General features: G+C 67.0%; 24 protein-coding genes, 1 tRNA gene and 1 pseudogene. 19 read left to right on the forward strand and 7 right to left on the reverse strand.

The window, feature by feature from the left end; all coding sequences use genetic code 11:
* Positions 1 to 21: 21 nt before the first annotated feature.
* The 5 genes from V1318_RS03295 to V1318_RS03315 all read right to left on the reverse strand — a co-directional run bounded on the left by V1318_RS03295 (position 22) and on the right by V1318_RS03315 (position 5,130).
* The gene (locus tag V1318_RS03295; protein ID WP_332937658.1) at positions 22 to 1,284 is read right to left on the reverse strand and encodes a TrbI/VirB10 family protein; all 1,263 of its coding nucleotides are present in this window, start codon (positions 1,282 to 1,284) and stop codon (positions 22 to 24) included.
* The gene (locus tag V1318_RS03300; protein WP_332937659.1) at positions 1,281 to 2,060 is read right to left on the reverse strand and encodes a TrbG/VirB9 family P-type conjugative transfer protein; all 780 of its coding nucleotides are present in this window, start codon (positions 2,058 to 2,060) and stop codon (positions 1,281 to 1,283) included. The genes V1318_RS03295 and V1318_RS03300 overlap by 4 nt, the downstream gene beginning before the upstream one ends.
* A complete protein-coding gene (locus V1318_RS03305) occupies positions 2,057 to 2,977 on the reverse strand; it encodes a type IV secretion system protein (RefSeq protein ID WP_332937661.1) in 921 nt (306 codons plus the stop codon). Before V1318_RS03305 ends, V1318_RS03300 begins: the two co-directional genes overlap by 4 nt.
* Before the next feature lie 149 nt (positions 2,978 to 3,126).
* Positions 3,127 to 3,582: a hypothetical protein gene (locus V1318_RS03310; RefSeq protein ID WP_332937663.1), complete on the reverse strand. Its 456-nt coding sequence runs from the start codon at positions 3,580 to 3,582 to the stop codon at positions 3,127 to 3,129.
* Between the two features lie 399 nt (positions 3,583 to 3,981).
* Complete coding sequence (locus V1318_RS03315) at positions 3,982 to 5,130, reverse strand: pyridoxal phosphate-dependent aminotransferase (RefSeq protein ID WP_332937664.1); 1,149 nt, start codon at positions 5,128 to 5,130, stop codon at positions 3,982 to 3,984.
* A gap of 204 nt (positions 5,131 to 5,334) precedes the next feature.
* Between V1318_RS03315 and V1318_RS03320 the strand changes: the two genes are divergently transcribed.
* From V1318_RS03320 to V1318_RS03395, 16 genes and pseudogenes are all read left to right on the forward strand, one after another.
* Positions 5,335 to 5,808, forward strand: a complete 474-nt coding sequence (locus V1318_RS03320) for a DUF3293 domain-containing protein (RefSeq protein ID WP_332937665.1) — start codon at positions 5,335 to 5,337, stop codon at positions 5,806 to 5,808.
* An 82-nt stretch (positions 5,809 to 5,890) separates the two neighbouring features.
* On the forward strand, positions 5,891 to 6,598 hold the full coding sequence (gene ccmA / locus V1318_RS03325) for a heme ABC exporter ATP-binding protein CcmA (RefSeq protein ID WP_332937667.1): 708 nt from the start codon (positions 5,891 to 5,893) through the stop codon (positions 6,596 to 6,598).
* Positions 6,599 to 6,644: 46 nt separating this feature from the next.
* A complete protein-coding gene (ccmB, locus tag V1318_RS03330; RefSeq protein ID WP_332937669.1) occupies positions 6,645 to 7,370 on the forward strand; it encodes a heme exporter protein CcmB in 726 nt (241 codons plus the stop codon).
* Between the two features lie 120 nt (positions 7,371 to 7,490).
* On the forward strand, positions 7,491 to 8,258 hold the full coding sequence (gene ccmC, locus V1318_RS03335; protein ID WP_332937671.1) for a heme ABC transporter permease CcmC: 768 nt from the start codon (positions 7,491 to 7,493) through the stop codon (positions 8,256 to 8,258).
* A complete protein-coding gene (ccmD, locus tag V1318_RS03340; RefSeq protein WP_332937672.1) occupies positions 8,255 to 8,428 on the forward strand; it encodes a heme exporter protein CcmD in 174 nt (57 codons plus the stop codon). Before ccmC ends, ccmD begins: the two co-directional genes overlap by 4 nt.
* Positions 8,425 to 8,898 (forward strand): cytochrome c maturation protein CcmE, encoded by a 474-nt coding sequence (gene ccmE / locus V1318_RS03345; RefSeq protein WP_332937674.1) that lies wholly within the window; start codon positions 8,425 to 8,427, stop codon positions 8,896 to 8,898. The genes ccmD and ccmE overlap by 4 nt, the downstream gene beginning before the upstream one ends.
* A 133-nt stretch (positions 8,899 to 9,031) precedes the next feature.
* Positions 9,032 to 10,930 (forward strand): annotated as a pseudogene (locus tag V1318_RS03350) (heme lyase CcmF/NrfE family subunit); the annotation flags it as partial.
* Between the two features lie 128 nt (positions 10,931 to 11,058).
* Positions 11,059 to 11,604 carry a DsbE family thiol:disulfide interchange protein gene (locus tag V1318_RS03355; RefSeq protein ID WP_332937676.1) on the forward strand — a complete coding sequence of 182 codons (546 nt, stop codon included), beginning with the start codon at positions 11,059 to 11,061 and terminating at the stop codon, positions 11,602 to 11,604.
* Positions 11,605 to 11,732: 128 nt separating this feature from the next.
* Entirely contained in the window at positions 11,733 to 12,191 is a 459-nt protein-coding gene (locus tag V1318_RS03360; protein ID WP_332938326.1) for a cytochrome c-type biogenesis protein, read from the forward strand.
* A complete protein-coding gene (locus V1318_RS03365; RefSeq protein ID WP_332937678.1) occupies positions 12,191 to 13,192 on the forward strand; it encodes a tetratricopeptide repeat protein in 1,002 nt (333 codons plus the stop codon). Before V1318_RS03360 ends, V1318_RS03365 begins: the two co-directional genes overlap by 1 nt.
* Positions 13,193 to 13,527: 335 nt before the next feature.
* The gene (locus V1318_RS03370; RefSeq protein ID WP_332937679.1) at positions 13,528 to 14,661 is read left to right on the forward strand and encodes a homoserine O-acetyltransferase; all 1,134 of its coding nucleotides are present in this window, start codon (positions 13,528 to 13,530) and stop codon (positions 14,659 to 14,661) included.
* A 62-nt stretch (positions 14,662 to 14,723) separates the two neighbouring features.
* Positions 14,724 to 15,335, forward strand: a complete 612-nt coding sequence (locus V1318_RS03375; protein ID WP_332937681.1) for a cysteine dioxygenase family protein — start codon at positions 14,724 to 14,726, stop codon at positions 15,333 to 15,335.
* Between the two features lie 227 nt (positions 15,336 to 15,562).
* On the forward strand, positions 15,563 to 16,015 hold the full coding sequence (locus V1318_RS03380; RefSeq protein WP_332937683.1) for a DUF2214 family protein: 453 nt from the start codon (positions 15,563 to 15,565) through the stop codon (positions 16,013 to 16,015).
* 61 nt (positions 16,016 to 16,076) lie between these two features.
* A tRNA-Leu gene (locus tag V1318_RS03385) sits at positions 16,077 to 16,163 on the forward strand.
* A gap of 388 nt (positions 16,164 to 16,551) precedes the next feature.
* Complete coding sequence (locus tag V1318_RS03390) at positions 16,552 to 16,953, forward strand: hypothetical protein (protein ID WP_332937685.1); 402 nt, start codon at positions 16,552 to 16,554, stop codon at positions 16,951 to 16,953.
* A gap of 111 nt (positions 16,954 to 17,064) precedes the next feature.
* Entirely contained in the window at positions 17,065 to 17,556 is a 492-nt protein-coding gene (locus V1318_RS03395; RefSeq protein WP_332937687.1) for a hypothetical protein, read from the forward strand.
* Between the two features lie 520 nt (positions 17,557 to 18,076).
* Here V1318_RS03395 and V1318_RS03400 read toward each other — a convergent pair.
* The gene (locus V1318_RS03400; protein WP_332937689.1) at positions 18,077 to 19,066 is read right to left on the reverse strand and encodes a hypothetical protein; all 990 of its coding nucleotides are present in this window, start codon (positions 19,064 to 19,066) and stop codon (positions 18,077 to 18,079) included.
* 923 nt (positions 19,067 to 19,989) lie between these two features.
* On the opposite strand from V1318_RS03400, the gene V1318_RS03405 reads away from it, so the two are divergent.
* Together V1318_RS03405 and V1318_RS03410 are read left to right on the forward strand one after the other, a co-directional pair.
* A complete protein-coding gene (locus tag V1318_RS03405) occupies positions 19,990 to 20,259 on the forward strand; it encodes a hypothetical protein (protein ID WP_332937691.1) in 270 nt (89 codons plus the stop codon).
* 144 nt (positions 20,260 to 20,403) lie between these two features.
* Positions 20,404 to 21,087: a hypothetical protein gene (locus tag V1318_RS03410; RefSeq protein WP_332938328.1), complete on the forward strand. Its 684-nt coding sequence runs from the start codon at positions 20,404 to 20,406 to the stop codon at positions 21,085 to 21,087.
* A gap of 251 nt (positions 21,088 to 21,338) precedes the next feature.
* Here V1318_RS03410 and V1318_RS03415 read toward each other — a convergent pair whose 3' ends face one another.
* Complete coding sequence (locus tag V1318_RS03415) at positions 21,339 to 23,156, reverse strand: serine hydrolase domain-containing protein (protein ID WP_332937693.1); 1,818 nt, start codon at positions 23,154 to 23,156, stop codon at positions 21,339 to 21,341.
* A gap of 478 nt (positions 23,157 to 23,634) precedes the next feature.
* Between V1318_RS03415 and V1318_RS03420 the strand changes: the two genes are divergently transcribed.
* Positions 23,635 to 25,452, forward strand: a complete 1,818-nt coding sequence (locus tag V1318_RS03420; protein ID WP_332937694.1) for a DUF1800 domain-containing protein — start codon at positions 23,635 to 23,637, stop codon at positions 25,450 to 25,452.
* Positions 25,453 to 25,459: the final 7 nt, after the last annotated feature.

Below are 25,459 nucleotides of genomic sequence, written 5' to 3' on the forward strand. Positions count from 1 at the left end.
AGACCGTCTCCCCGTCCATCATCAGCGGATGATGGACGAGAAGTCGACGTCCTTGGCCACGTAGACGTTGACCACCGTGCCCTGGTTGATCGTCACCGTCGGCGGACGGTTCACGCTCTTGTCCAGGGCCTGGTTGGCCAGGCGCTCGACCGAACGCGCGGTCACGCTCTCGTAGGGGCTCTGCACCACCAGGCCGCCCGGGGCGACCGTGCTGGATTGCGGACCGTTCTCGGCCGCGGCGTATTTGAACGCGTCGGCGATCAGGCTGATCATCAGCGCCGAGGCGATGCGGCTGCCCCAATGCGCGTTGTAATCGCCCGGATGGCCGGCGCCGCCGAGGTTGTCCACGCCCGGGCTGGCCATGTTCACGTCGATGCCGGTCGGGGTGGTGATGCGGTCCCAGATCACCGACACGCGCGGGCCGTTGATGTTCTCGTTCTGGTAGCGGCCCGAGATCTTGGAGCCCTTGGGCAGCAGCAGGCGACGGCCGTTGATCGAGTAGGTCGGCTCGGTGACGATGCAGGAAGTGAAGCCGGCCACGTCGGTGATGATGCGGGTCTCCATCACGCAGCGGATGTAGGTACCGCGCACCAGCAGGGTGTCGGGGTTGTAGATCGGCTTGGCGCTGGCGACCGCGGCCCCTTCGCGCTGCTGGCCCTGCGGCCGCATCTGGCCGTCCGGGCCCGGCACCATGGCCATCATCTGCTTGGCGTACTCGTCCGGCGGCGTCATGCCCGCCGTCGCGGCCTGGCCTGGCGTCATCGCGCCCGGATTGCCATCGGCGCTGTTCATCATCCGGCGCTCCATCAGCGTCGGACCGCGCGGACCGGTGTCCTCGACCACCATCGCCGAGCCGTCGTTGTTCTGCACCGGCGGCGGCATTTCGGGAGCCAGCGGCACCGGCGGCAGATCGGCGACCTGTTCCGGCGGCAGCGGCGGGGCCACGTCCGAAGCGGCCTTGGGCAGCTCGGGAATGCTGACCACCTCTTCCTCGACCTTGGCCTTTTCGTCCTCGCCGGAGGTCGCGCGGGTGAACATCCACACCGCGCCGAACACCAGCAGCAGGATGATGCCGGCCAGGAACAGCAGCGCCTTGCGATTCAGCTTCTGCACGTCGCTGGATTTGAGCAGCGGCGCGCCCGCGTCCAGGTCGGGCGCCGCCTGGGCGCCGGACTGCTGGCCGTAGTACGGATTGGCGCCGGTGTAGCCGTAGCTCTGCTGATCCTGCGGAGCGCCGGTGTTTTCGTCGGGCTGGCCCTGGTTGGGCGGCATGTTATGGCTCATTTCTGCTTGTTCCTGCGCAGACCGACGACGTTCTTGCCGTGGCGGATGATCAAGTAGGGATAGGTGCCGTGGACGACGATGGTGTTGTCCTCGACCGTGGTGTTGACCACGAAGTCCTCGCCGCTCTCACGCTCGCGCGCGAACACCGCCGGGAAGTTGCCGGTCGGCAGGTCCTTCAGGCCACTCATCTTCACGTAGGTGAACTGGCCGTCGTCGTAGACGTTGACCGGAATCAGCCAGGCCTTCTTCTTGGCGCTGCGAGTCGAGTACTGGTAATCGAAGTGGTACAGCCGGCTCTTGTCCAGCGCGGTGCTGATCTCCGGCACCGGCGCCTCGGCCTCCTTGCTCTTGGCGGCGGCGAACTCGGTGTCCTTCGGATATACGAACTTGACCTTGTACTGCACGCCGGCCTGCTTGGCCTGCTCCAGCACCCGCCAGTCCGTGGCCACGACCTTGAGCTCCAGGATGTAGGAGTGGGTCGCGGTACGGATCATCATGTTGGTGTCGACGTCGACGTTCTTCGGCTTCAGATAGAAGACGTTCTCGCGGCGGCTCAGGTCCCAACCGGCGCTGAAACCGGTGCTGTAATCGAGGATGACCTCGTTCGGGTCCAGTTCGACCTGCGTGGTGATGCCCAGACCGGTGCGCACCTGGTAGATGCGGCTGGGTTCGTATTCGTATTCCTGGACCACTTGGGCCGCAGCGGGTAGCGCCGAGCCGGCGAGCGCCAGAAGCAACAGGGCGGCGGCGAGGCGATGTTTACGCAGGCAATTCATCGGGTGCTGACTCCATTCGCATTACCGGTCGGTGCGGGTGCAGCCGGCGGCGTCGCCGGGTTGACGGTGTTGGGGGCGGGAACGCCAGGCTGCGGCGCAGCGCCGGGTACGCCGGGTTGCGGCGCGGGCGGCACCTGGTTGGGATCGACCGGCTGGCCGGGGACGGCACCGGGCACGGCGCCGGGCGCGGCCGGGGCGGCCTGGGTCGGCATCGGGAACTCGCTGCCGGTATTGACCGGCGGCGACGCCGCGTAGTCGTTGTCGACGCGGTAACCGGTGACCTGGAAGCCCAGCGGATTGAGGACGCGGTTGGCCTCGTCCATCTTCAGGTTGGACTTGTACAGGAACTCGATCGTGGCGATCTTGCTGTCCAGCGGTTCCGAGGAGCCGCTTTCCTTGTTGTACAAGGTGCGCTGGAAGCGCGCGGTCGCGGTCTTGGTCTTGTCGTCGATGTTGGACGCGCCGTGCAGCTGCATGCTGAGGATCTTCACGCGCACGGTCTTGGTCTTGCCGAACAGGGTGATCGGGTTGTTGCGATTGGTGCTGTCGTACAGCTGCTTGTAGCCGCTGGTGACGTGCGGGGTGCCCATCGCGAACACCGTCGACCAGTCGCGCTCGCCGATCTGCGAGAAGTCGTAGGACTCGCGCGCCATGATGAAGTGCGAGATGTTGCTCTTGTTGAGCGCCTCGCTGGCGGCGATGCTCGGGTTGGCGAAATCGTCGCGCAAACGGGCGATGGTGACCGTGCCGGTGTAGGCGTCGGCCATCACCAGGTAAGGCACCTTCTCCTTGAGCGGCAGGAAGTAGAAGTAGCCGCCGGCCAGGATCAATGCCATCAGGATCGACGCCCACGCCACGATCCACGCGCGCTTTTCGCTGCGGCGTGCGATATCGGCGACGGTGACTTCGTAATTCACGGCCTTCGCGACCGCGTTCTCCACTTGGGGAGTGACTGTTTTCTTTCCGAACATCTAGGCTGCATCCAGTACGAGCATGGAAAGTGCGTCGCCGCCCGCGCGCGCGGGCCCGAAGGCTCCGGCCGCGCGCGGCGCCGACGTGCGCGCGTTTACGGCGCGACCCCGGCCACGTGCGTCGCCTCGCCCTGCGCGGCGTCGTCCGTCGTCGACACGGGCGCGGTGTCCGAGCTCGGCGTCGCGGCACGGACCACGATCTGGCCGTTCTCGACCGTCACCGAGACGCCCTGGGCGGAGTAAGCCGAGCTCAGCTGGGCGACCGCGTCCTGGACGCTGGTGGTGTGGATCTGAGCCACGGCCTGATGCAGGGTGAAGTCGGACGGATGCAGGTAGGACAACGGCATCTGCGAGTCCTGGGCCCAGCGCTCGAGCATCGTCTTCAGCGTGCCGTCCATCGGCGACGGGTAGTAGACGTAGGTCTTTTGCAGCGGGATTTCGTCAGGAACGGAGGCGAAGTGGTTGACCGGCTTCCAGCGGCCGCCGAAATCCGGAGCCGGACGCGAGGCGCACCCGACCAAAGCGACGGCCAGCAACGCCGCGACCCACATACGATGACTGGTTGCAGTAGAGATACTCACGCTTTCCCCAATAGTCTTGAATTGACGCGCGCACCGATCGGCGATGGAGGCGGACGCGGCCGGCCGTGCCGGTGCGCTCGCGCCACCATGGTCTAGATCAGTGAAATTGAGATGACCGGACGCAGCTCGGTCGGTATGCGGTTGCGGGCGCCGTCTCCCCGACGGCGCGGGCCGCGCGTGCTCTGGTCGCACCGGGCGACGATGTCGCGCCCAATGAACGACTAGAGAAAATCGTTCTATCCATGAACTCCCCCCTTACAGCACGGTCACAATGTCTGACGAGCTCTTGCGACGCTCGTCACTGAAGGTTAGCCCGAACTTAAACCGTTGAGCAATAGGTCTGCGCAACTTAAGTGTGCATTTGCGTCATTAGAGGCCGCGTAGGCGCTCGATCGCGGCATCCAAGGTGGTTTCGTTCTTGGCGAAACACAGCCGAACCAGGCGCTGATTGGCCGGTGCGGACTCGTAGAACGGCGACAATGGGATCGTGGTCACACCTTTTTCGATCGTCAGCCAACGGCTGAAGGCGACGTCGTCGAGATCGCTGATCGCCGAATAGTCGACCAATTGGAAGTAACCGCCGGCCACCGGCAGCGCTTGCAGGCGGGTTTGCGATAGTTGCGCGCGAAACCGATCGCGCTTGGCCTCGTAGAAGGCGCCGAGCTGTTCGTAGTGCTCCGGCTCGGCCTCGATCATCTCGGCGAAGGCCCACTGGGCCGGGGCGAAACTGCAGAAGCTGTTGTACTGGTGGACCTTGCGGAACTCGGCCGACAGCGCCGGCGGCGCGATGCAGTAGCCGATCTTCCAGCCGGTGCAGTGGTAGGTCTTGCCGAAGCTGGAGATCACGAAGGCGCGCTCGCGCAGTTCCGGATAGCGCAGCACCGACTCGTGACGCACGCCGTCGAAGACGATGTGCTCGTAGACCTCATCCGACAGCAGATAGATACCGGTCTGGCGCAGCAGCGCATTCAAGTTGGCGATGTCGTCGGCCGTGAACATGGCGCCGGACGGGTTGTGCGGCGAATTGATCATCAGCATGCGCGTCTTGGGCGTGACCGCCGCGCGCACTAGGTCCCAGTCGACCGCGAAGGTGCGCGGGTCCAGCGGCACGTGCACGGCGCGGCCGCCGGCCAGATCGATCGAGGGCTCGTAGCTGTCGTAGCAGGGATCGAGCACGATCACCTCCTCGCCCGGCCGGACCACGGCGTGGATGGCGTCGAAGATCGCCTCGCTGGCGCCGGAGACCACGGTGACCTCGCTGTCGGCGTCGGGGCGGTGGCCGTAGCAGCGCTCGGTCTTGGCCGCGATCGCCTGGCGCAGGGCCGGGATGCCGGTCATCGGCGCGTACTGGTTCTTGCCCTCGCGCATCGCCCGCGCCAGCGCGTCGACCAGGCGCGCGGGCACCTCGAAATCGGGGAAACCCTGGCCCAGGTTGACCGCGCCGTGCTCGGCGGCGAGCTGCGACATCACGGTGAAGATGGTGGTGCCGACCTTCGGCAACTTGGTTTCGGGGCTCATGGATCCGGAACATGGCGTGGGGACGCCGAGTGTACGGAATCGCCGCCGCAACTCATAAGCGCGACGGCATGACGATGCGGAACCGGCCCATGCGCCCGCGCCATCGCCCGCGCCGTAGGGGTTTTCTCTCAGCGCCCGACGCAAACGGGCGCCGTCCGTCGGCGCCCGTTTGCGCGCCGCCGCGGCGCGCACCAGACTGGCCGCATGCGTGAAATCCAGATCGTCGACGCCGCCGAACTGGCCGCTCTCTACGCCGCGGCCACGTATGCCGTGGTCGTCGACGGCGATGCGATCGCATTGCGGGTGGGCGCGCCCGCGCCCGATCTGGAGGCCTACCTGCCAGCCGAGGCCTATGTGCTGGTCAGCGCCTGGAACCCGGCTTCGGAACCGCGCTCGGACGCCGCCAACGCGGCCGCCGACGCGGCGCTGGTCGCGCGTCTGGATGCGGCCGGCATCGCCCGCCAATCGGCCTGGGCCAGCGCCCCCGACGGGCAGTGGCGCGAACCGGGCTGGCTGCTGACCGGGATCGAACAGAACGCCGCCGACCGCCTGGCCGCCGACTTCGGCCAGGCCGCGGTGCTGGCCTGGCGGCGCGGCCAACCGGTGCGCCTGCGCATGCTGCTGCCGGCGCCGGCCCATGCCGCGGCCAGCGCGCACACCGACTGGGCCGGCGTGTAAACGCCCGTCCGGGTAGGGGTTTGCGCCGCGACTGGCGGTAAACTAGCCGGCTACGCGGCCCACCGCCGCCCGCGCCCGACCGATGACCCCACTCGACCGCCCCGCCCCTGCGTTGCTGGAAGCCCGCGGCCTGCGTTTCGCGCGCAACGACGAACCCGTGTTCGGGCCCTTGGATTTTTCGGTCGACGCCGGCGAAGCCTTGCTGGTCCAGGGCGGTAACGGCGCCGGCAAGACCACCTTGCTGCGGGTGCTGGCCGGCCTGCTGCGCGCCGACGGCGGCGAGATCGACATCGACGGGCAACGCGCGCGCGCCGCGCGGCGGGCGCGCGCGATCGCCTACCTGGGCCATCTGCCCGGGCTCAAGGCCGACCTGAGCGCGCTGGAGAACCTCGACTTCCTGTGCGGTCTGCAAGGCCGCCGCCGCGCCCAGTTGCCGGGCAACGCGCTCGCGATCGTCGGCCTGGCCGGCTACGAGGACGCGCTGGCGCGCCAGCTCTCGGCCGGGCAGAAGAAGCGCCTGTCGCTGGCCCGGCTGTGGATGTCGCCGGCGCCGCTGTGGCTGCTGGACGAACCCTACGCCAACCTCGACCTGGACGGCATCGAACTGGTCAACCGCATGGTCCAGGCGCATCTGCGCGACGGCGGCGCGGCCCTGGTCACCACCCACGGCGCCTACGCGGCGCCGCCGGTGCGCACGCGCATGCTGGTACTGGGCGAGCCGTCGCGCTCGGCCGATGCCCTATCGGCATCGGCTGCCACGGCGAATACCCGGCCGGAGCCCGCGCAATGAGCGCCCTGCACGGCAAGCCGATGCCATCTATCGAGGCCGCTTCGGCATGACCCCGAACCCGACCGTCCGCGCGCAGCGCCCCGGCAGCGCCGCCCTGCCCGGCCTGATCGGCGCCGCGCGCGCCCTGCTCGCCCGCGATCTGCGTCTGCTGTGGCGCCGCCGCGGCGACGCCCTGCAGCCGGCGCTGTTCGCCCTGCTGGTGGTGGTGCTGTTCGCCCTGGCCCTGGGCGGCGAGGCCCAGTCCCTGTCCAAGGTCGCCGGCGCGGTGCTATGGCTGGCGGTGCTGCTGGCCGGCCTGCTGGCCCTGGACACCCTGTTCCGCGGCGACGCCGAGGACGGCTCGCTGGAGCAATGGATGCTGGCGCCGGTGCCGCTGGGCTGGCTGGTCGCGGTGCGCACCTTCATGCATTGGGCCACCACCGCCCTGCCGCTGCTGATCGCCACGCCGTTCCTGGCCGAGCTGCTGCACCTGCCGCGCGCGCAGCTGCCGGTGCTGCTGGTCTCGCTGGCGCTGGGCACGCCCTTGCTGAGTCTGCTCGGCGCGGTGGTCGCCGCGCTGACGGTCGGAATGCGGCGCTCTGGTATCCTTGTGGCCTTGTTGGCGCTGCCGCTGTACGTGCCCGTGCTGGTGTTCGGTGCCGGCAGCGTGGCCGCCTCGGCCCAGGGACTGGATGCCACCGGCGGCCTGCTGTTGCTCGCCGCCGGCCTGGTGGTGGCGCTGGTGCTGGCACCGCTGGCCGCCGCCGCCGCGATCCGGATCGCCTTGAACTGACCGCCCACCCGCGCGGCCGGTCCGGGCCCCGAGCCCGGTCGCGACGAACCGATCACCGCCCGCGCGGTCCAACCGCCGCGCCCCCAACACGCCCGTCGCCGGGACGGACCGAATAGCTGCATGAATCCACTCGTCCGCTGGTTCCACCAACTCGGCTCGCCGCCCACCTTCGACCGCTTCGCCGCGCGTTGGGCGCCGTGGGGCTATATCGCCGGCCTGCTGGTCATGGCCTGGGGCCTGTACGGCGCGCTGTTCGTGGTGCCGGCCGACTACCAGCAGGGCGACAGCTTCCGCATCCTCTATATCCACGTGCCCAGCGCCTGGATGAGCATGGCGGTGTTCGCGCTGATGGCGGTCTACGCGGCGATCGCGCTGATCTGGCGGATCAAGCTGTGCGAAATCCTGGCCATGGCCTGCGCCCCGATCGGCGCCGGCTTCACCCTGATCACCCTGGCCACCGGCTCGATCTGGGGCAAGCCGATGTGGGGCACCTGGTGGGACTGGGACCCGCGCCTGACCAGCGAGCTGATCCTGCTGTTCCTCTATCTGGGCGTGATCGGCCTGTACAACGCCATCGACGACCGCCGCGCCGCCGCGCGCGCGGCCGGCCTGCTGGCGATCGTCGGCGTGGTCCTGCTGCCGGTGATCCGCTACTCGGTGGAATGGTGGAACTCGCTGCACCAGGGCCAGACCATCCGCCTGATGGGCGAGTCCAGCATGGACGCGAGCATGATCGCGCCGCTGGTCTGGATGATCGTGGGCACCAAGCTGTGGTTCGTCGGCGCCCTGCTGGCGCGCGCGCGCGCCGACAACCTGCGCCGCGAGTCCGGCAAGGCCTGGGTCGCGCAGCTGGCCGGCGCGGCGCGCGGCGAGGGCCCGCAGGCATGAACTATCTGAACTACGTCATCGCCGCCTACGCGGTGTTCGCCATCGTGCTGATCTGGGATTTCGTCGCCACCCGCCTGCAGATCCGCCGCGAGCTGCGCAATGCGCGCGCCCGCGCGGCGCGCCAGGCCGGCCAGACCGCACGCAGCCAAACGAGTGAATTGAGCCGATGAATCCGACCCGTCGCCGCCGACTGCTGTGGGTGCTGGCCCTGGTCGCCGCGGCCGCCATCGCCATGACCCTGGTGGCCATGGCCCTGCAGCGCAACGTCGCCTACCTGTACACGCCCAGCGAAGTGCTGCGCGGCGAGGCCGGCGAGCACGCGCGCTTCCGCCTGGGCGGCATGGTCGCGGCCAACTCCTTCCAGCGCGCGCGCGGCTCGCTGGAGGCGCATTTCCGCGTGACCGACGGCGATGCCGAAATGCCGGTGGTCTACACCGGCATCCTGCCCGACCTGTTCCGCGAGAAGCAGGCCGTGGTCGCGACCGGCCGCATGCAGGACGGGCGTTTCGTGGCCGAGGAAATCCTGGCCAAGCACGATGAGACCTACATGCCCAAGGAAGTCGCCGACAAGATGGGCATGGCGCACAAGAAGCACGACGTGCCGGCGCCGGGCGCGCCCGCGGCGGCGGAAGCGCGCTGAGTGAGGGCATCGCGCGCCGTGGCCGTCGCTCGCTGCGCCTTCGCCAACGCCGCATGCCGCGCCGCCGCGCGCCATCGCCACACCTCCAGCGTTCGCCGTCGCCGGCGCACGCGTATCGATCAGGAATTACCGCATGCTGCCTGAACTCGGCCAGATCGCCCTGATCCTGGCGTTGCTGATCGCCGCCCTGCAGGCGCTGCTGCCGATGCTGGGCGCGCAACGCGGCATCACCGCCTGGATGGCGCTGGCGCGCCCGGCCGCCTACGCGCAGCTGGCCCTGGTCGCGGCCGCGTTCGTCATCCTGACCCACGCCTTCGTGGTCCAGGATTTCTCGCTCAAGTACGTCGCCGAGAACAGCAACTCGCTGCTGCCGGTGGGCTACCGCTATTCGGCGGTATGGGGCGCGCACGAAGGCTCGCTGCTGCTGTGGGCGCTGGTGCTGGCGCTGTGGACCGGCGCGGTCGCGCGTTTCTCGCGCGCCTTGCCGCAAGCGGTGATCGCGCGCGTGCTGGGCGTGATGGGCATCGTCAGCGTCGGCTTCCTGTCGTTCCTGATCTTCACCAGCAACCCGTTCGCGCGCCTGCTGCCGGCGGTGGCCGAAGGCCGCGACCTCAATCCGCTGCTGCAGGACCCGGGCCTGATCATCCACCCGCCGATGCTGTACATCGGCTACGTCGGTTTCGCGGTGCCGTTCGCGTTCGCGATCGCCGCCCTGCTCGACGGCAAGGTCGACGCGCGCTGGCTGCGCTGGACCCGGCCCTGGACCAACATCGCCTGGGCCTTCCTGACCCTGGGCATCGCCCTGGGTTCGTGGTGGGCGTACTACGAACTGGGCTGGGGCGGCTGGTGGTTTTGGGACCCGGTCGAGAACGCCAGCTTCATGCCCTGGCTGGCCGGCGCCGCGCTGCTGCATTCGCAGGCGGTGACCGAAAAGCGCGGCAGCTTCCGCGGCTGGACCCTGCTGCTGGCGATCGCCACCTTCTCGCTGTCGCTGCTGGGCACCTTCCTGGTCCGCTCCGGCGTACTGACCAGCGTGCACGCCTTCGCCGCCGATCCTTCGCGCGGCCTGTTCGTGCTGATCTTCCTGGGGCTGGTGATCGGCGGTTCGCTGCTGCTGTACGCGCTGCGCGCGCCCTCCGACGACCCGGGCAAGCCCTTCCAGGCCAGCTCGCGCGAAACCCTGCTGCTGGCCAATAACCTGCTGCTGACCACCGCCTGCGCGATGGTCCTGCTGGGCACGCTGTACCCGCTGCTGGCCGACGCGCTGGAACTGGGCAAGCTCTCGGTCGGCCCGCCTTACTTCGCGCTGATGTTCCTGCTGCTGATGGCGCCGCTGGTGTTGCTGCTGCCGTTCGGCCCGTTGTTCCGCTGGCAGCGCGAGCAGCTCTCGCGTCCGGCCGCGATGCTGCTGCCCTGGGCCGGCCTGGCCCTCGGCGCGGCCATCGGCGCCTACTTCATGGCCCCCCAGGGCGCGTGGAAGGTCGCCGCCGGCGTCGGCGGCGCGGTCTGGGTCGCGGCCGGCACCCTGCGTTTCGTGTGGACGCGCCTGCGCGGCGACGGCAACCGCTACACCGCCGAAATGCTGGGCATGACCCTGGCCCACGCGGGCGTCGCCGTATTCCTGATCGGCGCCCTGCTCACCGAAGGCCTGAGCCAGCAGCGCGAGCTCGCCCTGGCGCCCGGCCAGACCGTCGAGGTGGGCCGCTACGCGTTCCGCTTCGACGGCGTCGCCCACCGCCAGGGCCCGAATTTCGAAGCCGACCGCGGCAGCGTCACCGTGTTCGAGAACGATCGCCTGCTGGGCGTGATGCATCCGGAGAAGCGCGCCTACGCCAGCGGCGGCCAGGTCATGACCGAGGCCGCGATCGACCCGGGCCTGAGCCGCGATCTCTACGTCGCCCTGGGCGAACCGCTGGGCGACGGCGCCTGGGCCATGCGCGTGCACATCAAGCCGTTCGTGCGCTGGATCTGGGCCGGCGCGCTGCTGATGATGCTGGGCGGTTTCGTCGCCGCGGCCGATCGGCGCTTCCGTCCCAAGCTCGTCGCCGAATCCGAACCCGCACCGCACGCGCCCGTGGCGCTTGAGCCGGTTCTCGCCCATCACCGCAGCGCGCCCGTCGACGGCCCGCGCGACGACGACGCCCTGGGAGGCGAACCCGCATGAACAAGAGCCGCTGGCTGCCCCTGGCCGTGTTCGCCGTGCTCGCCGTGCTGCTCGCCGCCGGCGTGTGGCTGAGCCGCAACCCCAATCGCGAAGCCCTGCCCTCGCCGCTGATCGGCAAGCCCGCGCCGGAGTTCTCGCTGCCGGTGCTGCACGAAGCCGGGCGCCTGATGAGTTCCGAACAGCTGCGCGGCTCGCCTTATCTGCTCAACGTCTGGGGCAGCTGGTGCCCGGCCTGCCGCGACGAGCATCCGGTGCTGACCCGCTTCGCCGAAACCAAGCGCGTGCGCGTGATCGGTTTCAACTGGAAGGACGAACACGCCGACGCGATGCGCTGGCTGGAGCAGTACGGCAACCCGTACTGGATGGTGCTGGCCGATTACGACGGCAAGGTCGCGATCGACTGGGGCATCTACGGCGCACCGGAAACCTTCCTGGTGGACGCCAAGGGCGTGGTGCGCTGGAAGCACGTCGGCCCGATGAGCGAGGCGACGATCCGCGACGAGCTGCTGCCGGCGCTGACGGAAGTCGAGAAGACGCGATGAAAAGCGAATCCCCCCTGCCCCCCTTTTGCAAAGGGGGGAACAGCCGCCGCACTGATGAATCCCTCGCAGCACCGATTGGTCTTCCCCCTTTGCAAAAGGGGGACCGAGGGGGATTCGCTTTTAACACCCTGCGCAGCCTCGCCCTAAGCGCCCTGCTGACCCTGGTCGCCGCCGCACCGCTGTCCGCCCAACCCGCCAACGACCCCGCGCCGCTGCAATTCCACGACGCCGGCGAGGAAGCGCGCTTCCACGCTCTGGCCGCGGAGCTGCGCTGCGTGATGTGCCAGAACCAATCGCTGGCCGAATCCAACGCCCAGATCGCCCACGACCTGCGCCGCGAAGTGCTGGCGCTGATGCGCCAGGGCAAGGACAACCGCCAGATCAAGCAGTTCCTGGTCGCGCGCTACGGCGAGTTCGTGCTGTATCGCCCGCAGGTCGAATCCAAGACCTGGCTGCTGTGGTTCGGCCCGGCCCTGGTGCTGCTGGCCGGCGGCTTTGCGGTGGCCGCCATCGTGCGCGGCCGCGCGCGCGCCGCGGCCGCCGAACGCCCGCGCGGCGACGGCGAAGACGACAACGAGGAATGGTAATGACCGCGTTCGTACTGGCCAGCGCCGCGCTGGTCCTGCTGGTGCTCGCCTTCGTGCTGCGTCCGCTGTGGCAGGCCAAGCCGATGGCCGCGGCCGGCGTGTTCGCCGGCCTGGTCCTGATCACCGGCCTGACCTACGCCCTGATCGGCACGCCCGACGCGCTCGACCCCGTGCGCCGCGAGCCGCCCGCGACCGCGCAGGACGCGATCGCCCAGCTCGAAGCCCAGCTCGAACGCGAACCCAACCGCATCGACGGCTGGCGCCTGCTCGCGCGCGCCTATGCCGACGCCGGGCGCCTGGACAAGGCGCGCGCGGCGAGCGCGCGCGCGCTCAAGCTCGCCCCCGAGGACCCGGACCTGCTGGTGGAAAGCGCCGAGATCGGCGCCCTCGCCAGCGACGGCCGCAAGTTCGGTGCCGACGCGGTCGCGCAGCTGCGGCGCGCGCTGGAGATCCAGCCCATGCATCAGCGCGCGCGCTGGTTCCTGGGCATCTCGCTGCGTCAGTCCGATCGGCCGGCCGAAGCCGCGAGCACTTGGGAGCCCTTGCTGGCCGTGGTCGACCCGCGCACCTCCGCCAGCCTGCGCGAGCAGATCGACGCCGCGCGCAAGGACGCCGGCCTGGCGCCGCTGCCGGCGCCGGTCGCAAGCACGTCCGCCGGCGGCCTCAAGGTCCGCGTGACGCTCGCGCCCGCGCTGGCCGCCAAGCTGCCGGCCGACGCCAGCCTGTTCGTGCTCGCCCGCCAGCCCGACGGACCGCCGATGCCGGTCGCGGTGGAAAAGCTCGCGGCCCGCGACTTCCCGGTCGAGGTCGTGCTCGACGACGGCGACAGTCCGATGCCGACGATGAAGCTGTCGCAACTGCAACAGGTCGCGGTGCTCGCGCGCGTCTCGGCCTCGGGCCAGGCGATCGCCCAGAGCGGCGACCTGGCCTCGAAGCCGCAGACCGTGCGCACCGACCGCAAGAACACGCTCGAAATCACCATCGACCAGGTCGTTCCATAAAGCCGCTCTTAGCCCGTCTTGCGCGCGCGGGGTGACGCGCGGGGTGAACGGACGCTGCTTGCGAGCCCCCGGCTCGCGCGTCCGCGAATGCCCGAACGCTGGTCGTTTGGGCCGGGACCGGTTGGAATAAGCCCCGCGCCAGCGATCAGTTCGAACGTCGCGCCGTCACCCGGGCGGCTCGACGCCCCTCCATAGGCCGCGCCACATGCGTTCCGGCATCACCCCATTACCACCCGCGCTTACCCCCATCGCGCCGCCGCAGGCAAAATGGTCCCCCTAGCGCAGGCGCCGCTTCCAGCGCGCCGCGCCCGCAACCAGGAAGGCAGCAACCCGGCATGACCGAATTCATTCCGCCCGGCACCCGCTATTTCGCCCTGCCCGACGGCTTCCCGATGAAGCGCGGCGGCCGCCTCGACGGCGCCCGCGTCGCCTACGAGACCTGGGGCGAACTCAACGCCGCGCGCGACAACGCCCTGCTGATCGTCACCGGCCTGTCGCCGGACGCGCACGCCGCGGCCAACGCCGGCAATCCCGAACCGGGCTGGTGGGAGGCCATGCTCGGCCCCGGCAAGCCCATCGACAGCCAACGCTGGTTCGTGATCTGCGTGAACTCGCTGGGCAGCTGCAAGGGCTCCACCGGCCCGGCCTCGATCAATCCGGCCACGCGCGAGCCCTACCGCCTGGACTTCCCCGAACTCTCGGTCGAGGACGGCGCCGACGCCGCCGCCCTGGTCGTGCGCGGCCTGGGCATCGAGCGCCTGGCCTGCGTGATCGGCAATTCCATGGGCGGCATGACCGCGCTGGCCCTGCTGATCCGCCACCCCGGCATCGCCCACGGCCACATCAACATCTCCGGCGCCGCCCGCGCGCTGCCGTTCTCGATCGCGATCCGCTCGCTGCAGCGCGAAGCGATCCGGCTGGACCCGCACTGGTACCAGGGCCGCTACGACGAGCGCAGCTACCCCGAGGCCGGCATGCGCATGGCGCGCAAGCTGGGCGTGATCACCTACCGCTCGGCGCTGGAATGGGACGGCCGCTTCGGCCGCGTGCGTCTGGACTCCGACCGCGCCGACGACGAGCCCTTCGGCCTGGAATTCGAAGTCGAAAGCTACCTCGAAGGCCATGCCCGCCGCTTCGTGCGCCGCTTCGACCCCAACTGCTACCTCTACCTCAGCCGCTCCATGGACTGGTTCGACCTGGGCGACTACGCGCGCGGGGCCGACGATGCCGGCCCCGCCGACACCCGCGCCGGCCTGGCCAAGATCCGGGTCGACAAGGCGCTGGCGATCGGCGTGCGCACCGACATCCTGTTTCCGCTGCAGCAGCAGGAGGAGATCGCCGAGGGCCTGCGCGCAGGCGGCGCCGACGCGCGCTTCCTGCCGCTGGAGTCGCCGCAGGGCCACGACGCCTTCCTGGTCGACATCGGCCGCTTCGGGCCGGCGGTGGCGGGCTTTCTCGCCGAGCTGTGATACCCGTCCGCGGCGCCGTGCCGGCGCGTGCCGGCGCCCTCGCGACCGGCTAGAATGGTTATATGGACATAACCCGATGTCATCAGGCCGAGGTCCTACCCGACCTCGACTTCCCCGGCCACGACAAGCTGGTCGCGGCCATCGACGACGCCGTCAACGCCGGCGACGAACATGCGGTCACCTCCGCGCTGCGCAACACCCTGTGCCGGATGATCCGCGACCGCGACGTGCAGCTGCCCGAGTGCGTGTTCGACGCGATCGACGACCACTACGCCCGCCGCGAGATCTACCGCAGCCCGCGCCTGGGCTACAGCGTGGTCGCCATGACCTGGGGCCCGGGCCAGGGCACGCCGGTGCACGACCACTGCGGCCTGTGGTGCGTGGAAGGCGTCTGGGACGGCGAGCTGGAAATCACCCAGTACGAGCTGCTGGAGCGCGACGGCGACGACTTCCGCTTCCGCGCCGCTGGCGGCATGCACGCCGGCCCCGGCAGCGCCGGCAGCCTGATCCCGCCGCACGAATACCACACCATCCGCAACGCCAGCGGCGAAAACGTCGCGGTCTCGCTGCACATCTACAAGGCGCCGATGGAAGCCTGCTCGATGTTCGTGCCGCGCGAAGGCGAATGGTTCGTGCGCGTCGACAAGGCGCTGAAGACCGACCAAGCGGCCTGACCCCTAGCGCCGCAAAGCAAGCGCCCTTGGGAGCGATGCGAGTCGCGATCGCGCCACGCTCCTAGGCGCCCGCCGCTGCGGGCGCCGGCGTTCGCACAAAATCACGCCATAGCCCTGTTAGGCGCACTGCGTGCAGCGACAATCCATGCCGTTGCACCCCATGCGCGCACGCAGCGCCAACCGCGCCTAAACTCCCTCCACCACTCGTCACAACAGCCGAGCGCCCCATGCTGACCGATCTGTTGCTAGCCGCCTTCCACCATCTGCTGGTGTTCGCCCTGATCGCCATGCTGGTCGCCGAATCGACCCTGCTGCGCGGCCCGCTGGACGCCGCCGCCCTCAACCGCGTGGCCCGCATCGACGCCGGCTACGGCGCCGCCGCCGGCCTGCTCCTGGTCGCCGGCCTGCTGCGCGTGTTCTACGGCGCCAAGGGCAGCGATTTCTACATGCACAACCCCTGGTTCCACGCCAAGCTCGGCGCCTACGTCCTGATCGGCCTGCTCTCGCTGCTGCCGACCCTGCGCTTCCTGCGCTGGCGCAAGGCCCTGAGCGCCAACCCCGCCTTCCTGCCCGAAGCCGCCGACGTCGCCCGCCAGCGCGGCGTGATCCGCTTCGAGCTGATCCTGATCGCCGCGATCCTGGTCCTGGCCGCCGCCATGGCCCGCTACGGCGGCTTCTGAGCGCCCAACCCCATTCGCGGGGGTACGACAGGCCCCGCGCTCGGCTATACTCTGCGGCCGCGCCGGAATGGCGGAATCGGTAGACGCAGCGGACTCAAAATCCGCCGCCCTTAAAAGCGTGTGGGTTCGAGTCCCACTTCCGGCACCAGCTGTTTCTAGTAGTTTCCTGGCATAAGGGCGCCTAAAGCGCCCTTTGTTTTTGCCTCGCAACCCGCAAATTTTGCTCCGCAATTCGGGTACTTGCTGGGCAAAATAGCGATCAGAGCCTCTGGTCCAACGCTGCCTCCTCGCGAAATTTTGCTTCGCAAAGCCAGACGCGGCCGTCAGGTGAACATTGGGGCGGTCGACCGCCATAGCGCGCTTTCGACCCAAAGGCCATGGATTAGACCGGCTAACCCGACCCACTGGATCCGGTAAACGCCGGCTTGTTAGCCGGCCCCAGGTTCCGTAATCTCGCGGCATGCGCCAAATTCGGGGGAGCGTGGCAGCAGATATACCCCCCGCGGATCCTTTATTAGGTAGCTTAGGGGGCAATGATGAGTTCTCGTTCACTCACTATTCTTTTTCTGATCGTCACAGCAGTGGGATTCAACCCCGCGCACGCCCAGGATATCTGCAGCAGGCTCAATGGCTCCGTGATCGTCGCACAGGATTCGAAAAACACCGTCTTGGGCAAAATCACCAATAATTTTGACAGCGACTCAATCTTCAACGAATTTGGCACCTACGGAAACGAGTTCAGTAGTGACTCGATCTGGAATGAGTTCTCAACCTTCGGGAACGAGTTCAGCTCCGACTCTCCTTTCAACGAATTCTCGTCCAGCCCACCCATGATCATCAAGGGCGGCAACGTAATCGGCTACCTTTCAGCCAACAAAAGTATTCGCAGTTCGATATCACCGAACTTGCTAAAGGCACTCTGTGAAGATGCTCTGTAAGTTACCCCTAACAATTCGTTCAACCCGATGCCGCTTCGCGGCACGGTTTAATTCAGGCGTTAGGCCGCTATGACAGACGATCTTTCTGGCGGCCCCGGCTGGGCTCGAGTGATGAGCCTCCTCGATCGTGGAGACGACACCCTTGACCTCGTTCTTCGCGGGCACCTTCACGTCGAGCAACTATTGCTCGCGATGATCGAAGAGTGGGCCATTACCCCAAGACACATCATCGAGGCAAAGTTGGGCTTCAGCCAGAAGCTCAGCTTAGTACGAGCGCTCAACCTGCATCATCCAAACGAGCCCATTTGGCATGCACTTAGTGCGCTTAACACGCTGCGCAATGACTTTGCTCATCGCCTCAGCTCTGACCACCGCGATAGAAAGATACAAACTTTCATTGATTCAACGCTCGCCGATTTCCCGCAATCGGAGGCTGACCCGGACGAACATCACGATGTCAGGGGAAAGCTGCTGGGTTGCTTTGCCTACCTAATGGCGAGCCTAGAAGCAATGAAAAAGGAGTACGCGTCTAGGGCCGCCATAGTTAAGCTTACCGGCGAGAGGGCTGCCATGCTTTCGACGCCTCGCGGTGACGCGGCCTAACAATTCACTCAAGCCGGAGCCACTTCGCGGCTCGGCTTAGACTCAGGTGTTGGCGAACGACCACTTATGGCCGGTAGCGGACACTCAAGGGCGCTCCGCAATAACAATGCGGAACAAGCCAAATCAGGGGGTTACGGACCGGAAAATGGCTCAAATTGCGGAGCGGAAATCGGGCTGCAGGCCTTGATCTATCAAGGAATGACCTAAGGACTCAAAATCCGCCGCCCTTAAAAGCGTGTGGGTTCGAGTCCCACTTCCGGCACCAGCTGTTTCTAGTAGTTTCCTGGCATAAGGGCGCCTAAAGCGCCCTTTGTTTTTGCTTCGCACCCGCAAATTTTGCCCCCCAATTCGAGCTGTGGGAGGCGGGTGCGCCTGGTCCGACGCGGACTCCTTGCGAATTCTCGCTCCGGCAAGCCCGTTCAGCCATGTAGCCGGGCGTGAGTCGGCCGGCCGAGCTGGGCAATTCTCGACTCAAGCCGGCCATCGCTATGCCAACAGAGTTCGCAGTAGAGACACACCCCTACTTCGCGAACGCGTGCTTCGCGCGGTCGCGTCGATCTTCGTCATCGACATCCCCCGTGCGCAACGTGTGTTCAAGCAGACGCTGCTTGAGCGACGCAGGAACGAGGGCTATGTCCAAGGGATGGCGCTTGGAGAAACCCCATCCGGCGAAGTACCGAGCCGCGCCTTCCAGCAATGCTTCGCTCGTATCGGCCGCCTGCGCAACCGCGACAATGCGATCGGTGGGGTAATCCAACAACAATTGACCTGCAATGTCCTCGTAACCAGGAAAGCCCGACCAGCGCCCGGTTCCGGACCCGAACCAGACGAGCAGCACGCGGATTGCCGCATCGCGATCGGGATTTGCAGATGTGAACGCAGCGCGGAGATCCGCCATAGGCAACGGCGGGATCCCCGACTGGAGATTGGCGTCCGCATCCCAGAACGGTTTGATGGACGGGGGCATCGCGGCGAGGAAACGCTTCTGACCAGCCTCAATGCGGGCAATCTCGGCCTGCTGGCCCTTCTCCATGTCCTCGAGGGAGTGCGAAAGCGGAAGCTGCAAGCTCGTCATTAGGTCGTTGAGTACCTCGGGGGAGCCCGTAATTCCGGCGCCACCGATCATCTTGCCGTCCCGGAAGACTTCCACCTGTTGGCATGAGTAGCAGAGGAGAAAGTCGTACGCGTGTCCCTCGAACTGGATTCGGAGTGCGTGCCTCGGATCGAAGCACGCCGCGATAGCCCCTTCCCATCCGGCGAGCGCCGAATCAAACGCGCCGACAGCGATCGACCTCTGCGCGTCGCTCAAATCGGATCTCCCAAGGATTTGGTATCCCTGCAGCCGCACGACATTCTTGTCGGGATCGGCCCAGGGCTCCAGGGAGTAAATAACGGCATGCCCAGTGGAGTGGAGCGCCTGTGTCGCTTCCGCAGGGAGCGCGTTTGCAAGATCCGACGCGACAGCGCAGCTTGATGCGAGCAGCCATGAGATCAACAGGAATATCTTCACCGACGCCCCCAGAATTCGATGGCACGCTCAGGATAATCAATCCTGTGGAGTTTGGCATTTCGTCGTCGACGAATCCCTCTCTCTGGCCGAAAGCGGACATCCGCGATAGGCCAGGAAGCCGGCGATAGCGATGCCTGCTTTCGGCCCATTATGGACGGCGGTTGGCGCTCCGCAATTGCGGATTCTTGGGGATCATAGAGTTGCGCGTCGCAAAGCTGCCCATTTTGCGGATAGAAAATCAGCTTCTAGCCCTTGACATATCAAGGAGTCTCGTAAGCACTCAAAATTCGCCGCATTAAAGGCCTGCGGTTCAACTCCCACTTCCGGCACACTGTTTTTAAGTAGTTCTTTTACACAAAGGGTGCCCTTTGCACCCTTTGCGCCCGTTGTTTTGCTCCGCAGCTCCTAAGTCTGCTCCGCAATTCGGGGGACTTACCGGGCCGATAGCGATCAGAGCCCCTAGTTCATCGCCGCTTCCGCGAAATCTCGCTCCGTAAAGCCGGATACGGCCGTCGCGTGGGCACCGCCAGTGCCCGCTTTCGCCCCGAAGCCGACGTTGCGCGCGGCTCGGTAGTGATGCCGGGAGAGACCGTGTCGACCGCCTAGTCGCATTCGACGGCCGGTGCTCCTCGCCGATGAATTGGGAGTAGTCGACGAAGTCTCTGAAGGATCAGTCGGTGTAAAAGCGGCTCGCCTATTAAGGTCTGTTGTTCACTCAGGTGGGAATTGGTGACTGCGCAGGGCGAAGATAGTCGATCAAGTGCGGTGGGCGTTCGTGGAGACTGAGGGATTCGAGCCACAACTCCCACACTTCGCCCCATCTTCACAGTCCGTCCACGTATTCCAACGTGAGCTGAAGGCAGGGTCGCAACTCCAGCGAAAAGGCCGCTATATTCCGGAGACCCCAGACGAAGGAGAGTGCAATGTTTCCGACCAAACAACATCTGACGATGGCGCGTACGCTCGGTGTGGCGATCGTCGCCACCTTGAGTCTTGCCAGTTGCGCCACCTACAAAGAGGAGTTCGCAGGCATCAACTCGCGCCTCGACCAACTCGACACGAAGGTGCAGAGCGCGGCCCAGAGCGCCGAGTCCGCCAATCAGTCCGCGCAGCAGGCCAATCAACGGCTGGATCAGATGGAAAGCCGTGTCCAGCAGCTCGAAACGGCGCCGCACCGGAAGCCGCGCGGTTAACCGCTTTTCGTGACGAACGGTTCGAATCCGGGATCCGGGGGCCTTCGCAGGCCGCCGGTTTCCTTTCTTCACTCAATCTTCGTTCTAAGGAATCGCCCCATCCGAACTTGCATACACCCTGCGATCCGCGCCGCTAGTGGCGCGCTGGTGTTGGCGCTTGCGTGCACGGGCTTCGGCGTGGCCAGCGCCGAAGAGGCCACCGCGCAACCGGTGGCCGCCGTCGACCAGCTTCCGCCACGCCAAGAAGTGTCCGACATGGTGGTTGAGCTCGCGGGCTGGGTGGTCGCATCCAAGGACAGCCACGGCTATCCGTTCGCGATCATGGACAAAGCCGCCGCACAGATCCTGGTGTTCGGCGGCGACGGCCGGCTTCGCGGCGCGGCCCCCGGGCTCTTCGGCTCGGCGGTCGGCGATCACACCGCCCCGGGCATCGCCGGTGTCGCGCTTCGCGAGATTCCGGGCCGCGATCGCACTACGCCTGCCGGCCGCTTTATTGGCGGTTTCGGCCCGTCCATCGACGCTGGGCGCGTGCTGTGGGTGGACTACGACTCCGCGGTTTCCATCCACCCCACCGCCACCGGCGTCCCCGCCGAGAAACGCCCCGAACGCCTTGCGTCGCCTTCGCCCGACGACAACCGCATCACTCATGGCTGCATCAACGTCTCGCCCGAGTTCTACGAGCAGGTCATGCTTCCGACGTTCGAGCGCGGCGGGGTGTTCTACATCTTGCCGGACTCGGCGCCGCTGACGGAGACCTTCCCGGAGTTCGCGCAAGGTCGTGCGAATGCCAAACGTGGCGGCGGAAAACGCGCACGGTCTGCCCGCTAGTGAAAGGCGCGTCGGCGCCTTGCTTGCGGGCGAGACAGGAACCGCTGATGCGCTCGTGGCCGGCGCCCCAATGACTCAAATTGCGGAGCGATACGGGCTGCAGGCCTTGATCTATCAAGGAAGCGCCTAAGAACTCAGAATCCGATGCCCTAAAAGCCTGCGGATTCGAACTCCGCTTCCGTACCAGAAAGCCCGCCGAAGCGGGCTTTTTTGTATCTGTAGTGCAACTCTGGCACCGCGCCGCCCTCGAATCACAACTGCTCGGCAATCTCGCGCGCCATCTCTTCGAACAGGCCCAGGTTACCCCAGCGATTGGCGACCACGGCGACGTGGACGCCGCTCAGGTCCTTGCCCTTCGGGCTGATGTAGCCGGCCGGGAACATCACCACGTAGGCCATGCCGCCGTCGGCGCCGCCGTTGTGTTCGAGACTGCCGTCGCCCGGAGCGCCCCAACCCATGCGGTCCATGTCGGCGTCGCTGTACTTGCCGTCGAGCTTGGCGGTGAGGACGGTCAGGGCGCGCGCGGTGCCACGGTAGCCGCCGGCGGCCAGGCCGGTGGTCGAGGCCACGTACGGGCCCGGCACGGGCACGCCGCCCACGAGGATGTGGTTGGCCGAATCGCGCGAATCCGGGCTGGCGGCCTGCGGCTCGATGTCGTCGCCCACGCCGGCCGGCAGCAGGTAGTGGTTGTAGACGTAGTCGCGGTAGGTCTGGCCGGACATCTTTTCGATCAGCAGCGTCCACAGGCCGAAGCCGTGGTTGGAGTACTGGCTGTTGCCGCCGGGGGCACGCAGCAGCGGACGGGTGCGCAGGAAGTGGCGGTGGATCTGCTTGTAGCTCAGATTGGCTTCGGCGGTGCCGAACAGTTCGGCGGCGCCGGGGCCGTCGCCGCTGCGGGTGAAACCGGCGCGGTGGTCGAGCAGGTTCTGCAGGGTGATCGTCGAGTACAGGTTGACCCAGTTGGGGCCGGCGAGCGTGGCCGGCAGGGTGTAGCCGTAAGGCGCGATGTACTTGTCTAGGTCGTGGCTCATGCCGGAGCTGGCCTGGCCGTTGCCGAACCAGGTGTAGACGTGATCGTTGGAGGCGATCGCCATGCCGCGGATGTCGTAGCTGGAGCCGCTGGCCTGCGCGGCCCAGGTGTAGGGCTTGACGCCATTGGAGTAGTAATCGAAATCCATCGAATAGCCTTCGCTGTACGTACCGTCCTGGTACCAGACGTAGACGTGGTTGTTGGACTTGGCGATGGCGATGCCGACGATGTCGTAGGCGGTCTTGCCGGCCGGCAGCTTGACGGTTTCGGTGGTCTGCGCGCTGTGCGCGTCGAGGTCGCTGGCGGTGCCGATCGAACGGGTGATCGCCGGCTCGTCGGTCAGGGTGGTGCGGGCGGCGTGATACCAGGTATAGACCTGGCCGTTGGCGGTGATGCCCATGCCGAGGATGTCGATCGGCTGGCGTCCCGGCGGCAGCGTGTAGGGCTGCGGGGCGTTGTACTGATCGAGATCGTTGGTGGCGCCTTCGCTGAAGGTCAGGTCGTTGTACCAGGTGAAGGTGTGGTCGTTCTGGCCGATGTCCATCTCGATGATCGGCGTATGGCGGTTGGCGCCGCGCACGATGTCGTTGGCGAAATCGTTGCCGAACACGCCATTGGCGCCGTACAGGGTCTTGGTGGCCGGGTTGATGCCCTCGGCCTGCATCAGCTGGAAGCCGGCCGGGCCGGTGATCGCGGCCTTGGTGACGCTGCCGATGCGCGAACGGGTGCTTGCGGTCATCAGCTGTTTGGTCTGGGTGTTGGCATAGCCGTAGCCCTTGTTGAACAGCAGCGCGCCGTTGCGGGTAGCCGCGACGGTGACGCCCGGCAGCTTGTCTTCCTGCATCTGCGCCCAGACCAGCGGGTCGATCTTCATTTCCAAGGGGCTGAAATTCTTGGGCGGATTGACTTCAGGATCGCTGGGGTCGGGCATTTCGCAGGTTTGGCATTGCAGGGCGAATGCGGGCGCGATGCCGGCAGCGGCCAGGACCAGGGCGGAGACGGCAAGAATCAAGGAACGAGGCATAGCTTTGCTGCGCATTGGGTAATGCTCCTGAGAGAATGGGCTTGTCGGCGCATGCAGGCCCTCTCGCGCGGCAAGGCGCCGCGGCGATAGCAGGGATTCCACTAGGGGAAGGCGCAGGAAAACGCGCTACATGCTGGTAAGGACGGAGGCCCGCAAATACTTTCAGCACCGATGGGTGCTCACCGAAACGGGCCCGATTTCCGTCTCGACCTGTATAAACGCGGGGTCGATCAAGAACCGGACAAGATTTTTTGCCACCCGGATCGGATGATCGGCCCGCAGTTTGGGACATTCACATACTCGGCCGGCACGGCCGGGCACACGCTCGCCACGCCCACATACACAAGAAAGCCGCATCGCGTGTCCCGAACAGCTCCGGCCGCCACAGCCGTGTAGCAGCGAAATGACATCATTTATGTGACTAGATTCGCGTTCCCCCGCCGCTCCCAGCCCGGATACTGCTGGACAAAGGGGAAGTCCCGGGGAATCCGTCATGAATCGCAAAGCCAGGCGCGAACGGGCGTTGGCGCTGTCGCACCTGTTCCGCCGCTACGGTAAGGGGCGCTGGATCCGGCCGCAGCGTTTCGCCAATTCGGCGCGCGCGCAGGAACTGCAGGACGCCGCGGCTGCCGCGGCGCAACCTGTCGAATCGGGCTGGAGCGGCGACGCCCCGCAGATGGCCGGCGGGCCGTCGATGTCGCGCGATTCGCAAGCGCAGCTGCTGACCCTCGCCCGCCCCGGCCTGGCGATCCGCGCGCTCAACAATATGAGCTATGGCGTCACGCCGACTTCGCTGGCCGAATTCAACGGCCTGGGCTCGACCGACGCCCAGCGCCTGCAGAACTACATCGACTGGCAGCTGGACTGGACCGCGATCGACGACAGCGCGGTCGAGGCACGCCTGAGCGCGGCCGGCTACACCACGCTGGGCAAATCGCTGACCCAACTGTGGGCCGACCATGTGGTGCCCGATCCCGCCCATGACGTACGCATGCGCCCGGCCTGGGAAATCCAGCGCGCGGCCTTCGTGCGCGCGACCTATTCCAAGCGCCAGCTGCGCGAGGTGATGGTCAATTTCTGGCACGACCACTTCAACGTCACCGCCAACGACTTCGCCTCCGGTCCGGTCTATGTGCACTACGACCGCGACGTGCTGCGCAAGTCGGCGTTCGGCAATTTCCGCGTCATGCTCGAGGACGTGGCCTGCAGCCCGTCGATGCTGTTCTACCTCGACAACGTGTCCAACAGCCGTTCCGGCCCGAACGAGAACTGGGCGCGCGAGCTGCTGGAACTGCATACCCTCGGCGCCGGCCGCTACCTGGGTTTCACCGATCCGTTCATGGTGCCGCCGGATGCCGAGGACGCCGCCTACCCCTCCGGCTACACCGACATCGACGTCTACGAGACCGCGTCGGCCTTCACCGGCTGGAGCCTGAAGAACGCGCACTGGCAGTACCCGACCGAGAACGACGGCACCTTCGTCTATCGTCAGGCCTGGCACGACGCCGGGCCGAAGTTCGTGCTCGGCCGCCTGCTCAATCCGGAACAGCCGGCGATGAAGGACGGGCGCGACGTGCTCGACCGCCTCGCCAGCCATCCCGGCGTCGCCCGCTTTGTCTGCAGCAAGCTGGTGCGGCGCTTCGTCGACGACACGCCGCCGCCGGCCCTGGTCGCCTCGGCGGCGGCGGTGTTCCGCCAGCACTGGCAGAGCCCGAACCAGATCGAGCATGTGCTGCGCCACATCCTCAACTCCAGCGCCTTCAGCAACGCCTGGGGCCAGAAGAACCGGCGTCCGTTCGAGGCCATCGTCGCGGCGATGCGCGCGGCCGGCAGCGACTGGACCCTGCGCCCGGCGCATTCCAAGTCGGACGACTTCCTGTATCGCTTCGGCTTCACCGGCCACGCGCCCTACGACTGGCCGGCGCCCAACGGCTATCCCGACACCGGCCTGGCCTGGTCGGGCGCGAGCACCTACGCCACCACCTGGAAGATGCTCAACTGGCTGACCGAGACCAGCGAGGCCAGCGTGCCCCTGCTGCCGATCCTGCAGCTCAGCCGCAGCGAGGTCGCCAGCTGGACCGCGCCCAACCTGGTCGACTACTGGTGCCGGCGCCTGCTGGGCTATCTGCCCGACGCCGCGCGGCGCCAGACCTTGATCGCGTTCATGGCCCAGAACGGCGACCCCGCCAACTACGTCATCACCGACACCGACACCTGGGCCGGCACCGATCTCAAGCGCCATTACAACCAGCAACGCCTGCGCAGCATGGTGTCGCTGGTGCTGATGACGCCCGAATTCCTGAGCCGCTGAGGAGCAC

The organism is Lysobacter sp. CCNWLW3 (assembly GCF_036697405.1).
GTDB lineage: Bacteria > Pseudomonadota > Gammaproteobacteria > Xanthomonadales > Xanthomonadaceae > Lysobacter.

What these genes read in the sequence shown, in the direction of transcription:
- V1318_RS03320 (WP_332937665.1), top strand. Translation starts at nt 5,335, where the DNA reads ATGCGTGAAATCCAGATCGTCGACGCCGCCGAACTGGCCGCTCTCTAC.
- V1318_RS03390 (WP_332937685.1), top strand. Translation starts at nt 16,552, where the DNA reads ATGAGTTCTCGTTCACTCACTATTCTTTTTCTGATCGTCACAGCAGTG.
- V1318_RS03405 (WP_332937691.1), top strand. Translation starts at nt 19,990, where the DNA reads ATGTTTCCGACCAAACAACATCTGACGATGGCGCGTACGCTCGGTGTG.
- V1318_RS03380 (WP_332937683.1), top strand. Translation starts at nt 15,563, where the DNA reads ATGCTGACCGATCTGTTGCTAGCCGCCTTCCACCATCTGCTGGTGTTC.
- V1318_RS03375 (WP_332937681.1), top strand. Translation starts at nt 14,724, where the DNA reads ATGGACATAACCCGATGTCATCAGGCCGAGGTCCTACCCGACCTCGAC.
- V1318_RS03420 (WP_332937694.1), top strand. Translation starts at nt 23,635, where the DNA reads ATGAATCGCAAAGCCAGGCGCGAACGGGCGTTGGCGCTGTCGCACCTG.
- V1318_RS03300 (WP_332937659.1), bottom strand. Translation starts at nt 2,060, where the DNA reads ATGAATTGCCTGCGTAAACATCGCCTCGCCGCCGCCCTGTTGCTTCTG.
- ccmD (WP_332937672.1), top strand. Translation starts at nt 8,255, where the DNA reads ATGAACTATCTGAACTACGTCATCGCCGCCTACGCGGTGTTCGCCATC.
- V1318_RS03310 (WP_332937663.1), bottom strand. Translation starts at nt 3,582, where the DNA reads ATGTGGGTCGCGGCGTTGCTGGCCGTCGCTTTGGTCGGGTGCGCCTCG.
- ccmB (WP_332937669.1), top strand. Translation starts at nt 6,645, where the DNA reads ATGACCCCGAACCCGACCGTCCGCGCGCAGCGCCCCGGCAGCGCCGCC.
- V1318_RS03415 (WP_332937693.1), bottom strand. Translation starts at nt 23,156, where the DNA reads ATGCGCAGCAAAGCTATGCCTCGTTCCTTGATTCTTGCCGTCTCCGCC.
- V1318_RS03365 (WP_332937678.1), top strand. Translation starts at nt 12,191, where the DNA reads ATGACCGCGTTCGTACTGGCCAGCGCCGCGCTGGTCCTGCTGGTGCTC.
- ccmA (WP_332937667.1), top strand. Translation starts at nt 5,891, where the DNA reads ATGACCCCACTCGACCGCCCCGCCCCTGCGTTGCTGGAAGCCCGCGGC.
- V1318_RS03315 (WP_332937664.1), bottom strand. Translation starts at nt 5,130, where the DNA reads ATGAGCCCCGAAACCAAGTTGCCGAAGGTCGGCACCACCATCTTCACC.
- ccmC (WP_332937671.1), top strand. Translation starts at nt 7,491, where the DNA reads ATGAATCCACTCGTCCGCTGGTTCCACCAACTCGGCTCGCCGCCCACC.
- ccmE (WP_332937674.1), top strand. Translation starts at nt 8,425, where the DNA reads ATGAATCCGACCCGTCGCCGCCGACTGCTGTGGGTGCTGGCCCTGGTC.
- V1318_RS03370 (WP_332937679.1), top strand. Translation starts at nt 13,528, where the DNA reads ATGACCGAATTCATTCCGCCCGGCACCCGCTATTTCGCCCTGCCCGAC.
- V1318_RS03295 (WP_332937658.1), bottom strand. Translation starts at nt 1,284, where the DNA reads ATGAGCCATAACATGCCGCCCAACCAGGGCCAGCCCGACGAAAACACC.
- V1318_RS03395 (WP_332937687.1), top strand. Translation starts at nt 17,065, where the DNA reads ATGAGCCTCCTCGATCGTGGAGACGACACCCTTGACCTCGTTCTTCGC.
- V1318_RS03355 (WP_332937676.1), top strand. Translation starts at nt 11,059, where the DNA reads ATGAACAAGAGCCGCTGGCTGCCCCTGGCCGTGTTCGCCGTGCTCGCC.